General features: G+C 39.0%; 9 protein-coding genes. 4 read left to right on the top strand and 5 right to left on the bottom strand.

Annotated elements, in window-relative coordinates; all coding sequences use genetic code 11:
• Positions 1–37 precede the first annotated feature (37 nt).
• Entirely contained in the window at positions 38–205 is a 168-nt protein-coding gene (locus PLH43_RS04280) for an anti-sigma factor domain-containing protein (RefSeq protein WP_324360439.1), read from the bottom strand.
• Positions 186–995, bottom strand: coding sequence for an RNA polymerase sigma-I factor (gene sigI, locus PLH43_RS04275; RefSeq protein WP_324360437.1), 810 nt, complete (start codon positions 993–995; stop codon positions 186–188). The genes PLH43_RS04280 and sigI overlap by 20 nt, the downstream gene beginning before the upstream one ends.
• Positions 996–1,402: 407 nt before the next feature.
• Between sigI and PLH43_RS04270 the strand changes: the two genes are divergently transcribed.
• The 3 genes from PLH43_RS04270 (at position 1,403) to PLH43_RS04260 (ending at position 5,506) form a co-directional block, all read left to right on the top strand.
• Entirely contained in the window at positions 1,403–2,839 is a 1,437-nt protein-coding gene (locus PLH43_RS04270) for a glycosyl hydrolase family 8 (RefSeq protein WP_324360435.1), read from the top strand.
• Between the two features lie 142 nt (positions 2,840–2,981).
• Positions 2,982–4,433 carry a glycosyl hydrolase family 18 protein gene (locus PLH43_RS04265; RefSeq protein WP_324360433.1) on the top strand — a complete coding sequence of 484 codons (1,452 nt, stop codon included), beginning with the start codon at positions 2,982–2,984 and terminating at the stop codon, positions 4,431–4,433.
• 149 nt (positions 4,434–4,582) lie between these two features.
• On the top strand, positions 4,583–5,506 hold the full coding sequence (locus PLH43_RS04260) for a cellulose binding domain-containing protein (RefSeq protein ID WP_324360431.1): 924 nt from the start codon (positions 4,583–4,585) through the stop codon (positions 5,504–5,506).
• A 100-nt stretch (positions 5,507–5,606) separates the two neighbouring features.
• On the opposite strand, the gene PLH43_RS04255 is transcribed toward PLH43_RS04260, so the two are convergent.
• The 3 genes from PLH43_RS04255 to PLH43_RS04245 form a co-directional block, all read right to left on the bottom strand.
• Positions 5,607–6,764, bottom strand: a complete 1,158-nt coding sequence (locus PLH43_RS04255; protein WP_324360429.1) for a D-alanyl-D-alanine carboxypeptidase family protein — start codon at positions 6,762–6,764, stop codon at positions 5,607–5,609.
• Between the two features lie 142 nt (positions 6,765–6,906).
• Positions 6,907–8,511 (bottom strand): diguanylate cyclase, encoded by a 1,605-nt coding sequence (locus tag PLH43_RS04250; RefSeq protein WP_324360427.1) that lies wholly within the window; start codon positions 8,509–8,511, stop codon positions 6,907–6,909.
• A 240-nt stretch (positions 8,512–8,751) separates the two neighbouring features.
• Positions 8,752–10,443: a glycoside hydrolase family 9 protein gene (locus tag PLH43_RS04245; RefSeq protein WP_324360426.1), complete on the bottom strand. Its 1,692-nt coding sequence runs from the start codon at positions 10,441–10,443 to the stop codon at positions 8,752–8,754.
• A 540-nt stretch (positions 10,444–10,983) separates the two neighbouring features.
• Here PLH43_RS04245 and PLH43_RS04240 point away from each other — a divergent pair.
• The gene (locus tag PLH43_RS04240) at positions 10,984–13,419 is read left to right on the top strand and encodes a glycosyl hydrolase family 65 protein (RefSeq protein WP_324360424.1); all 2,436 of its coding nucleotides are present in this window, start codon (positions 10,984–10,986) and stop codon (positions 13,417–13,419) included.
• The last annotated feature ends 32 nt before the right edge of the window (positions 13,420–13,451 follow it).

Genomic DNA, 13,451 nt, shown 5'->3' with positions numbered 1-13,451 from the left:
GTCTATTTAAATGCGGTTTAGGGGGCTTTTTTTCTTATTAAGTGTCAAACTCGGGGTCAAAAATGACATGCTGACCGCGTTGCATACCGGGTTTGAGTCTGAGTTCCATAAAATCAAACTCGTCAGTCAATACGATTGCTTTGTCATTTTCCAGTTTCAAAATGATTCCGGTATAATATAATGTATTATTTTGTGCTCCGTTCAATGTTGTCACCTCCTAGCTCTGAGAAGTCTATAAAGTCCTTGAGCAAGTAGAAATCATTTCCGAAGATCAAAGCAGCGGCTATAATGAATGTACGATTTCTTTCAATTGTCTTTTTGTTTATTTTCAGTAATCTCAGCAACTCTGTTTTGGGTATATTTCGAGTTCTCTCAAGTTTACTGAAAAGCCCTTGATTATCGGCAATTACTTTGGCAATCTTTAAACACAAGTATTTTGAATCTTTGTGCTTTGGTGCGGATTTTGCCAGCAGTTCAAGACTGATTCCAAACTCTCGAAGCTTTTGCTCGTAAAGCTCGATTTCTTTACCGATTTCATATGTACTTTGCAAATCAATTTCACTTTTCAAATGCATTTGTTCAAAATAATTGATGTTTTTGTCTTCAAAATATGTAAAAGGATATACATGGCAATGTTTTTTATTGTGACGAGCATAATCGGTTAGCCTTCTTTTTATTACCAACGTTGAAAATTTGAAGAAATATATGTTTTTTTCTTCATCAAAGCTGTCAATAGCTTCATTAAAAGCAGCAAGACCCACACTAAACTCATCACTGTTTTCAATGTCTATGTATTTGCCGGTCAAATTAGAGATTGTTCTAATAACATAAGGTGTGTAACTCTTGATGAACTCTTCTCTTAATAATTTGTCCCCAGCCTTTATTTTATTTATAGTAAGGACAATATTGTCCTCAAAGGATTTATCTTTGACATTAGTGTTATTAATAGTATCCTTTTTTCCCTTAGGGGAAAACAAATCAAACAAGTAATTCACCCCTTGACCACAACGTGTGGTTTATGAATCATCCGTGGTGATTGTTGCATAGAATAGAACTGCATATAGTTAGAGTATATAGATGATTATAACATACTAAATTGTTGTAAAAAAGGGGCTTAAAAAACATAATTATTATGCTTAATTAATATTTCGTAAGGCAGGCACTTTTTTGGGGGATTGCAATAAAAAAACTTAAAACCAATAAAAAAATGAGGTTCGGTTAATATTACCCTACCAAACAACAACATAGTTTCGCATTTATTTAAAGGAAAAATATCAAGTGCTTATTTATTTTAATTGTATAAGCAAAATGAAGCAAAGTATGATATAATTGTTGTAAAGATTTAACGATATTTATTTTTATTTAAAATAAATTTATATTAAATTTAAAAGGAGGAAAAAGTGTGAAAGAGGTAAAAAAAAGAGTAGGCGCGATTTTACTGATTCTCGCCGTGTTAGGGGCTTTTGTATTGTCAGTGCCAATGAACAATGTGTCGGCGGCAGGTGTACCTTTCAATACAAAGTATGCCTATGGTGTTACTTCCATTGCCGATAATCAGGCAGAGGCAAATGCAATGCTCAGAAGAGAATGGGAAGACTGGAAAAGCAAGAGGGTTACTTCCAACGGTGCCGGGGGATATAAGAGGGTACAGCGTGATGCGTCCACAAATTATGATACGGTATCCGAAGGGCTGGGATATGGACTGCTTTTATCAGTTTGCTTTGATGACCGTGCTGTGTTTGACGATTTATACCGCTATGCAAAATCTCATTTTAATGGAAATGGACTTATGCATTGGCATATTGATGCCAACAACAATGTTACAACTCATGACGGCGGTAATGGTGCAGCGACCGATGCCGACGAGGATATCGCACTCGCACTCATATTTGCCGACAAGCTGTGGGGTTCTTCCGGTTCAATAAACTATAGACAGGAAGCAATAACATTGATAAACAATCTTTACAACCACTGTGTGGAGCATGGTTCCAATGTATTAAAGCCAGGTGATATGTGGGGAGGTTCATCAGTAACAAACCCATCATATTTTGCACCAGCTTGGTACAAGGTATATGCACAGTATACAGGGGACACCAGATGGAATCAGGTAGCGGACAAGTGTTACCAAATTGTTGAGGAAGTTAAGAAGTACAATAACGGAACAGGTCTTGTTCCCGACTGGTGTACTGCAAGCGGAACTCAGGCCAGTGGTCAGGGTTACGACTACAAATACGATGCAACTCGTTATGGCTGGAGGACAGCTGTAGACTATTCATGGTTTGGCGATTCTAGAGCAAAAGCAAACTGTGATGCATTGACTAAATTCTTCGCAAGAGATGGTGTAAAAGGAATTGGTGACGGATATACAATTCAAGGTTCTAAGTTTAGCAACAACCATAACGCATCCTTTGTTGGACCTGTTGCAGCAGCAAGTATGACAGGTTATGATATGAACTTTGCAAAGGAGCTTTATAAAGAAACTGTTGCTGTAAAAGATGATGAGTATTACGGATATTACGGAAATTCCTTAAGATTGCTTACTTTATTGTACATAACAGGAAACTTCCCGAATCCTTTGCAAGACCTTTCAAGTCCTTTACCTTCACCGAGTAATCCTTCTCCTACACCGACTAATCAGTATATTACTTATGGAGATGTAAACGGTGACGGTAATGTTAATTCTACCGACTTGAACCTGTTAAAGAGATATTTGCTGAAACAGACTGAAAATATAAACAGACAGGCTGCAGATGTCAATAAAGACGGTACAATTAATTCATCCGACTGGTCGATATTAAAGAGATACCTAATAAAGAGCATACCTTACCTGCCTTATTAGTATGACGGGTTTATAATATGATTTGAAAAATGAGTTACTGCAAGGCTGACTAAGTTGGTGGGCAGTAACTCTTTTTATTACAGGTCACTTAAGATTATGTCCGGCAGGGGATTTTAAGGATTTGAATTTTAGGAGGGTTTTTATGAAAAGAACGCGGGTACTGTTAGTTCTGTCCATAATCGCACTTTTATCCTTGCTTTCGGAAGTATCGTATGCAAAAGATGCTTCTCTTCCTTCAAAGAGAATTGTAGGCTATTTTGCCGAATGGAATATATATATTGAAAATAGTTATTATGAAGTTTCGGATATTCCTTGGGACAAGATAACACATATAAATTATGCTTTCGCCAAAATTGAAAACGGAAAGATAGCGATTATTGACAAATGGGCTGCCATTCAAAAGCCTTTTGGTGACGATACTTGGGATACACCGATAAAAGGTCATTTTGGACAGTTGATAAAGTACAAAAAGCAGTATCCTAATGTGAAAACTCTAATTTCAGTGGGTGGATGGACTGAATCCAAATATTTTTCTGATGTTGCCCTTACGGAAGAGTCGAGAAGTTTATTTGCAGACAGTTGCGTTGAGTTTATTCGTACATACCAGTTTGACGGTGTGGATATTGATTGGGAGTACCCTGTGAGCGGAGGAATGTCCGGAAACATAAAAAGACCCGAGGATAAGAAGAATTTTACTCTTTTATTAAAATGCCTTCGTGAGAAGCTTGATGCTGCAGGTGCAGAAGACGGGAAACACTATCTTCTTACAATAGCTGCACCGGCGGGAAGCTATAATATAAATAACACCGAACCTTTGGAGTATCAGAAATATTTGGATTTTGTAAATATTATGACCTATGATTACAGCGGTTCATGGGAAAATGTGGCGAATCATTTATCTCCATTGTATATGAATCCCAATGACCCATCATATCCTGAGAGAAAAGAAAAATTCAATGTTGATTGGACGATAAAGGAGTACATAAGGCTTGGTGTTCCTGCGGACAAAATAAATATGGGCATACCGTATTATGCAGCCGGCTGGGAAGAAATTAGAGGTGGTGTAAACGGACTTTTTGGGACTTCTTTAAAGCCGCTTGACAGTACTCCGTTCCACATTATAAACGGTTTAATTAAATCACCGGGCACGGATTTTACAAGATACTGGGATGAATATGCAATGGCCCCGTATCTTTGGAATCCTCTGACCGCAACTTTTTACAGCTACGAGGATGAAATTTCCCTTAAGAATAAATGCGACTATGTTATTGACAACAATCTGGGAGGCATTATGATTTGGGAATTGAGCGGTGATTATCCGGCGCGGGGAGGTAATACTTTGACATCTATCATATATGACAGCTTTCTTAAGGATAAGAATGAAATGTACGGTGATGTTAATGGCGATGGGAAAGTCAATTCAAGTGATCTTGCGGTTTTAAAAAGATACATGCTTCGGGTCATAAGTGATTTCCCATCCCCCGAAGGTAAAAAACTTGGAGATTTGAACAGGGATGGTAATATTAATTCCACCGATTATTCTATTTTAAAGAGGTATATATTAAAAGCCATTGAAAGCATACCTGTCAATTGACTTGAGGAGCCTTTGTTGCACTTGAGTATTTGTTGATTGGATAGTATAATAATTGTATTAACTTGCCATAAACTTTTTAAGGGGGTTGGAATTGTACATAGGGCGGCGCAGTAATGTGCATAAAGTCCCTATAATTACATGATGCAGCTATGAAGTGGTATTATAAGTCAAGAGTAAAAAGACAGGTTATAAAAACTTTAATAATTCTTCCCATTGTTATGGTATTAGGCTCTTTAGCAATTTATATGTTTGTAGCAAATAACAGGAGGGGGCCAAATGGCAACGACGGCATTTTTCCGGATGGCAGCCAAAGTCCTTCCATTGTTATAGCGACTTCTTCGAATATGCCGGAGGCAACTTCATCATCGGCGCTTGTACCTGAGGATACTTTTTTGCCTGAGCCGACAAGCACACCAACTTCAACAAATAACATTACACCGTCACCTACTGTTGAACCAACGGCTGAGCCGACCGCTACACCGACATTCACGCCAACATTTACACCAACGTTAAAACCGACATCGAAGCCAACTGCAACACCGACGCGGAAACCTACATCTTCTCCAACACCTACGCCCACACCAACACAGAAGCCTACTCAAAAGCCCGCAAATAAAGGGCCGAACATTACTGTACAGTATAAAAACGGCGATTCCGTATCTTCGGTTAGTGTTATTTGCCCCATATTCAAAATAACAAATAATGGGGACACCGCAATAAAGCTTTCGGATATAGTTATAAGATACTACTATACGAAAGAAGGAGATGACAGTGAGACTTTCTGGTGTAATGATTTTTCAAGGGACAGCTCCCAGGTATACGGCAGTTTTGCAAAGCTGAACAATCCGACAAAAAATGCTGACCATTACCTTAACGTCGGTTTTTATGACAAGGCAGGTTCCCTCAATCCGGGAGAAAGCGTAGAACTGAAAGTATGTTTTGCCAAAAACGGATGGTCCAAATATGACCAGTTTAATGACTATTCTTACAACAAGGCAAATAACAGGTTTATAAACTGGGATCATATTACGGTTTATGTGTCCGGAAAACTGGTATATGGAAAGGAACCTTAAGATACCTTAGAGCATTTTGGCTTGTGTTTCAGGTGTGGGGAGCTTATCCCCACACTTGAAGCCAAGAAAAGAGAAAATTTACATAAAAGCAATGATTTGATTATTGAAACAATGACTTGAAAAAGTTGCTTATACTTCTGAAAATCATTCCGAAAAATCCAAGACGCTCAGCTTCTTCTGCAGTAGACATCGTTGAGGTCGCGAGTGTTTTACCGTCAAGTTGAATCTCGACAGTACCTGCGGAAATATCGGAAGATACCGGAGCATTCAGATAGTCTGTATTTTTTGATGTCACAATCTGAATGTCATCTTCCCGTCCAACAGGAATGACAACGGAAACATCGCTGTCCAGCTTCAATGGAACTGAGAATTTTTTGCTGTTTTTAACGTCTATGACATCAATTATTTCTCCTGCATTTTTTACCGTCATTTGCTTAAAGTTTTTAAATCCGTAATTTAAAAGTTCTTGAATAGCTTTTGAACGTTCTTTTTCACTGCTGGTTTTGAGCACAACGCCTATCATTCTCTGCCCGTTTTGCTGTGCTGTTCCGACTATGCAGTATCCGGCTTCATCCGTCCAGCCGGTCTTTAAACCGTCGGCACCGGGGAAAACTCCAAGGAGAGGATTGCGGTTAAACTGGCGTATATCGTTGTAGGTATACTCTGTTGTAGACTCCAGCTCAAGAATCTTGGGATAAGTTTGAATCAGATAACGTGCCAGTGTGGAAATATCCCTTGCACTCATCACATGGCCTTCTTGAGGCAAACCGTTGGAATTTACAAAGTTTGTGTTCAGCATTCCCAGCTCTTTTGCACGATTGTTCATAACATCGACAAAGGCTTCCTCGCTTCCGTATAGATGTTCTGCAAGAGCAACACACCCGTCGTTGGCCGAGACAACAGATATACCGGTCATTATGTCACCGAATTTAACTTTGTCCCCCACAAGCAAAAACATTTTGGAACCTTCCATTCTCCAAGCCTTTTCTGAGATTACTACCTCGTCATCCCATTGTACCAATCCTTTTTCCAAGGCCTCAAATCCCAGCAACAGGGTCATGATTTTGGTTATGCTGGCGGGCGGCATTGAAACATCTGCATTTTTCTCATACAGTACCTGGCCTGTTGAGGCTTCGATTAAGATTGCCGATTCGGCGGAAGATTCAAATTGCGCAAAAGATGTCACCTGAAACATCATAATAAATAATGTGATTGCAGCCACAGCTGCAAGAGAACGAAAACCTTTTAAATTATACATGTTGGACGACACTCCCGTATAATGAAATATAAACGTATATAAGAGCAGCACTATATAATATTATGTTAACATTGATTTGCCGTGACGGACAAATGTAAAATCTAACTATACAGGAGTATTTTATAGAGAAAAGGAAGTTTTTCTATGCAGCTTTAAACTTGTTCTGTATTAAGTTTACAAATATCTTTACGAGGTTGGGGTCAAATTGCTTTCCGATTCCTGAGTTAATCTCATTGAGTGCATCCTCGGGACTCAGAGTCTTTCTGTAAACTCTTCTGACTATCATTGCCGAATAGGAATCTGCCAATTGAAGGATTCTTGCCTCCAAAGGTATGCTTTCACCCGACAATCTGTGAGGATATCCGCTGCCATCCCAGTTTTCATGGTGATATGCTATACAATTAAGGACTTCAACGGGCAGAGACAGAACGCTGATTATGTTAAGTCCATAACGCACATGACCTTTAATAAGCTCATATTCTTCGGAAGTCAAGGTGGAGGTCTTTCTGATTATATCGCTGGGTATAAGAATTTTGCCTATATCGTGAAGCCAGCCGGCAGCATAAATAAGCTCAACCTGATTTTCCGGAAGGCCGACTTCTTTTGCAAGGGCAGCAGCATATTGGGCGGTATACCTGGAATGAACATAGGTATACATATCCTTTTCAGCCAGAACATTTAAAAGTTCAAATCCTTCTTTAGGAAGAAGAGGTTTTTTGTTATTTGAAAAAATGTCCAATCTATGGTTTTTGCACTTGTTGTAGTACATGGCTATATCGGCTTTGTTAAGGAGTTTTTCTATGTCGGTTTCATCAGAGGAAGGTAACGCGTCTGCCTGACCTACTGAAAAAGACAAACTTATAGGGTCCAGTTCTTCATCAATTACGAACTTCTTTTCTCTGATTGCTTTCGAAAGATGCATTGCCAAATTTTTTACTCTTTCGTTCTTTCCGTCATTTCTTACAACAATAATAAACTCATCGCCTCCAAGCCTTCCGATTATTCTTTCAAGACCTTCGGTTTCAGATTTCAGAAACTCCGAAATCTTTATCAGTACTTTGTTTCCCGCCACATGTCCGAAAGTGTCATTGATTTGCTTGAAGCGGTCCATGTCGGTAATCAAAATTGAAATGCCACCGGTTTGAATCATTTTCTTTGCAGTTTCAATTGTATGAGCAAATGTTGCGACACCCGTAAGGGAGTCTGTAATACTCATTTTTTTGTACTTGTTGCGCTCAATGATAATCTTGCCGAACAATTGATAAATAAGGACAAGGGTAATTGTAAAGCAGATTTGACCGTTGGCTCTGCCTATTATTTTGTCAATGGGGTATAATCCTGCTTTAGATTCGGGCAGCAGCATAAATATCCTTAAGGCAGGGTAAAGCCCGGCAATGAGCGGAAAAGATATATTCTCAAAAAGAAGCACATAGCTAAAAGTAAGAACACTCCATTTATTGAATACAGTGTAATATGTGTAAAGCAAGGAATATGAATCCGCAACGAAAACAAACACCAAAAATGACAGTACTGCAAGTAAATGCTTGACTGCTTTGCGCTTTGTGAAGAATTTTGCCGTAAACATCATTGCGGCAAATACTGTCATATACAGAAATATTGGGAAAAAATGGCCTGTTACATAGGGCATATATATTACCAATACAATAACCGAAAGTACAAATAAAACATTCAGAATGTGTTTATAAAAAAAATCTGTAATATCATTTCGCGGTTCATCATATTTCATTTTAAAAAACTCCCCATCAAACAATTTAAGCTCATGAAAACCAATAATTAAAATTGGCAGACAACTATAGTCTTTAATATTTTTTTCTAATATAAGTTTATACAAAAAAGTCAAAAGTATCAATACGAAAAATGTGTTTTCCGCAATAATAAGCCTTGGAAAGCAAGAGGATGATTGGAAAATATTTTCCAAAAAGAAACAGCCTCTAATATGTTAGAGGCTGTTTAAAATGTTAATACTCTAATTTATGATGTTTCCGTAAATATCATACTTAACCGGGAATTCCTTGATGGCACGAAGGACATATCTTTTTAGCAATGCCATGTCACTGGAGTTTATTTGACCGTCACCGTTGGTATCTGCTACCGGTATGCGAATTCGTTCGTTTTCCTGATACGGAAGAACTTTAATACCACGCAAAAGATATCTTTTCATATAGGTAATGTCTACTGAGTTTACTGAGCCGTCAGCGTTTAAGTCTCCAACATCGCACCATATTAAATCGGGTGTGGAAGGTGTCGGCGATGGGGAAGTTGGAGTGGAAGTCGGTATTACGATATTGCCGGAGAATTTATTCACGGCTGCAAGAGCACCTACAAAAGCGGCGTTATAATCGAGGGCTACTTCCGTATGCTGATACAAGTTTACATCATCGGTAAAACCGTCGGACATGTTCGGACCTCCGACCAAAGCGCCCAAAAGCAGGTTCTTTGCGGGTTTTGCGTTATCGCCGTTTGCGTATGTGTAGCCATTGGCTGCTCTATGATGAGGGCATTTCGGATACTTGGAGCCATAACCTATGACATAGGACATATTAAGAGGATTGCTGCCAAGAATGTAATCTATTTGCGATTTTGCAAAGGATTTAAATGCTTCATTTCCGGTAAGCTCATAATATCTCATGGCGATAAAAGCTTCGGCGGAAGCATACCTTAATGCTCCCCAGCTGTCAAGATATTTAAGACCTCCGGGTGTTGTGGTAAGGGTATTCATCCAGTAATCGAGATTGAAGTTCATGGCATCTATATATTTTTGCTCGCCTGTCAACTCTGCAAGCTTGCAGAAAACAGCCATGTACATATCATCCCAGCACATTGTCCACTTGTTGTTGAAAGGACTTTCTCCCCAGAGGGTTTTGTTTGAAAGATAGCTGTCGATTTCTTTTAAGTAATTTGGGTCTTTTTCAACTGCATAAAGCCATGCAGCAGCAAAGGACAGATCGTCCCAATAAGAATGGGAAATGTAAAAAGCATTTTCAGCATAGTGTCCCAGATTGGTTTTTCCCATGTTGTAAAGCTCTTTTGCAGCCTTTAAGCACTTATTGGCATAGCTTGAGTCTATATCTTTGTAATTCAGATACATTATTGTAAGAGCAGCTGATGTCAAGCCGCATACATCTGAACCCGGGTTTGAAGCATTGGCAACATAGGGGACAGGTCTTGAGCCCGGTTGAACTTCCGGTGCACCCCAGTATGTATGGTCTGCCTGACCGTCACCAACCTGATAGTAGAAGGTATTGGCGTCAGGATGGCACTTTAAAAGATAATCGGTAAAGTATTTGAGAGTACTGAGCATTTTTTGAGTGTTTCCTGTTGCATCAAACACATTTTTGTATTCGTAAAGTGACCAACCCAGCACTGCTGCCGTATAGGCTTGAGGCAAACCGAATTTGACATGGTCTCCGGCATCATGATATCCACCGGTTAGGTCCAAGCCTATCTCGCTTCCGTCACTTGTGTGGCATGCTCCTCTCCAATCAAAAACATTGTCAACTGCTGCATCCGGGCCGCATTTGTTGGCATCGAAAAACAGTATAGAGTATCGCAAGGCGGTGGAATAATCATGACTTGCGGCTGCCGATGAGGTTGAAATTGAAAATAAGGATGTGATTAAGAAAGTAAAAACAATTAGTAATACTACTGTTTTTTTCATGCTTTTTCCCCTTTCAAAAAATGTTTATTATTTAAGGTTAAAAATAAAATCATTCCATGCTTATAAATAGATATGACGCCGGTTTTTTAGCATATAGAGTGGAGCATCTAATTGGTGCATAATGCTACAGGTAGAATAGAACATTGAATTTAAAATTTGGAACGCTTTAATCTCCTTAAATTTATTATATCATAACTATTTTGGCTTCTGAAGATTTTTGGACAAATTATCAAGGATACGGGCATTAAAAATATTTTTGAGGTAAAATATGAAATTGACCACTTGAATTAATATGGTAAAGTAGATATAATATTTTGGTAAACATGCGTTCAAAAGGAGAAGGTTGAAAATGCTTTCTGTAACGCTGTTTGCATCTAATTGAGCGTGGCTTCATATTTAAATATATAGTCATAGAATTCCATTATGAAAGTATACCTCATTTGCTAATAATAAGACATACATGATATGGATGTATAACATGGTGCTTCTTGGCACAGTAAATAAAACACTAATAAACGAAAATTTTAAGGAGGACTAAAGATGAAATTCGGTTTTTTTGATGATGTAAACAAAGAGTACGTTATTAACGTGCCTACTACACCGTATCCTTGGATAAACTACCTGGGTACTGAAAATTTCTTCTCACTGATTTCCAACACTGCAGGCGGTTATTGCTTTTACAGAGATGCAAGACTTAGACGTATAACAAGATACAGATACAACAATGTTCCTATCGATATGGGAGGACGTTATTTCTACATATATGACAACGGCGATTTCTGGTCACCGGGATGGTCTCCGGTAAAGAGGGAACTTGAAAGCTATGAATGCAGACATGGATTGGGGTATACAAAAATTACAGGAAAGAGAAACGGAGTAAAAGCGGAAGTTACTTTCTTTGTTCCGTTAAGCTACAACGGTGAAGTTCAAAAGCTCGTATTAAAGAATGAAGGACAGGAGAAAAAGAAAATAACTCTCTTCTCATTTGTTGAGTTCTGCTTGTGGAATGCTTATGATGACATGACAAACTTCCAGAGAAACTTCAGTACAGGAGAAGTTGAAATAGAAGGTTCGGTTATATATCACAAGACCGAGTACAAAGAGCGTAGAAACCACTATGCATTCTATTCAGTAAACGCAGAGATCAGCGGTTTTGACAGTGACAGAGACAGCTTTATTGGGCTCTATAACGGATTTGAAGCTCCTCAGGCTGTTGTAAACGGAAAGTCAAACAATTCCGTTGCTGACGGATGGGCACCGGTTGCATCCCACAGCATAGAAGTTGAATTAAATCCGGGAGAGCAAAAGGATTTTGTATTTATCTTAGGTTATGTAGAAAACAAAGATGAAGAAAAGTGGGAGTCAAAAGGTGTTATCAACAAGAAAAAGGCTTATGAAATGATAGAGCAGTTCAACACTTCTTCAAAAGTTGACAATGCGTTTGAAGAACTGAAAAACTATTGGAATGCTCTTCTTTCCAAGTACTCTCTTGAAAGCCATGACGAAAAACTCAACCGTATGGTTAATATATGGAACCAGTATCAGTGTATGGTTACATTCAATATGTCAAGAAGTGCTTCATACTTTGAATCCGGTATAGGAAGAGGTATGGGCTTCAGAGATTCCAACCAGGACTTGCTGGGATTTGTACATCAGATACCCGAAAGAGCAAGGGAAAGACTGCTTGACCTGGCAGCAACTCAGCTAGAAGACGGTGGAGCATACCATCAGTATCAGCCTCTCACCAAGAAAGGTAACAATGAAATTGGAGGAGACTTCAACGATGACCCATTGTGGTTGATCCTTGCAACTGCTGCTTATATTAAGGAAACCGGAGACTATTCAATATTGAAGGAGCAAGTACCGTTCAACAATGACCCGGCTAAAGCCGACACTATGTTTGAACACTTGACCCGTTCCTTCTACCATGTAGTAAACAACCTTGGACCTCATGGTTTGCCGCTCATAGGTAGAGCAGACTGGAATGACTGCCTCAACTTAAACTGCTTCTCCACTGTTCCGGACGAGTCCTTCCAGACTACAACAAGTAAAGACGGCAAGGTTGCAGAGTCGGTTATGATTGCCGGTATGTTTGTATTCATCGGAAAAGACTATGTCAAGCTTTGCGAATACATGGGTCTTGAGGAAGAAGCTAAAAAAGCTCAGCAGCACATTGATGCAATGAAGGAAACCATCATCAAACACGGTTATGACGGTGAATGGTTCTTAAGAGCTTACGATGACTTCGGAAGAAAAGTCGGAAGCAATGAAAACGAAGAAGGTAAGATTTTCATAGAGTCTCAAGGCTTCTGCGTAATGGCAGAAATCGGTCTTGAAGACGGCAAGGCATTAAAGGCTATGGATTCGGTTAAGAAATATCTTGACACTCCATATGGTCTTGTGCTTCAAAATCCTGCATTTACAAAATACTATATTGAGTATGGTGAAATTTCAACATATCCTGCAGGATATAAGGAAAATGCAGGTATCTTCTGCCACAACAACGCATGGATAATCTGCGCTGAAACAGTTGTCGGAAGAGGAGATATGGCTTTTGAATACTATTCAAAGATAGCTCCTGCTTACACTGAGGATATAAGCGATATCCACAAGCTTGAGCCATATGTTTATGCTCAGATGATTGCCGGTAAGGATGCAAAACGCCACGGAGAAGCAAAGAACTCATGGCTCACCGGTACGGCTGCATGGAACTTTGTGGCAATTTCACAGTGGATACTGGGTGTAAAACCTGACTATGACGGATTGAGAATTGACCCATGTATTCCTAATGCGTGGGACGGATACAAGGTTACAAGATATTTCAGAGGTTCAACTTATGAAATTACAGTAAAAAATCCGAACCATGTATCAAAAGGCGTAGCTAAAATCACCGTTGACGGAAATGAAATCAGCGGAACTGTTCTTCCGGTATTTAATGACGGAAAGACTCACAAGGTTGAAGTAATTATGGGATAATAAATAAAATATAATAAAAAGAAGTTATCCGT

The sequence above is a fragment of the Acetivibrio sp. genome (genome assembly GCF_035371925.1).
In the GTDB taxonomy this organism is placed as follows: Bacteria; Bacillota; Clostridia; order Acetivibrionales; family Acetivibrionaceae; genus Hungateiclostridium.
This window is presented reverse-complemented; position numbering and strand designations above follow the sequence as displayed.

Coding starts and splice junctions, on each gene's coding strand:
- PLH43_RS04265 (WP_324360433.1), top strand. CDS start 2,982: ATGAAAAGAACGCGGGTACTGTTAGTTCTGTCCATAATCGCACTTTTA.
- PLH43_RS04245 (WP_324360426.1), bottom strand. CDS start 10,443: ATGAAAAAAACAGTAGTATTACTAATTGTTTTTACTTTCTTAATCACA.
- PLH43_RS04255 (WP_324360429.1), bottom strand. CDS start 6,764: ATGTATAATTTAAAAGGTTTTCGTTCTCTTGCAGCTGTGGCTGCAATC.
- PLH43_RS04250 (WP_324360427.1), bottom strand. CDS start 8,511: ATGAAATATGATGAACCGCGAAATGATATTACAGATTTTTTTTATAAA.
- PLH43_RS04240 (WP_324360424.1), top strand. CDS start 10,984: ATGAAATTCGGTTTTTTTGATGATGTAAACAAAGAGTACGTTATTAAC.
- PLH43_RS04260 (WP_324360431.1), top strand. CDS start 4,583: ATGAAGTGGTATTATAAGTCAAGAGTAAAAAGACAGGTTATAAAAACT.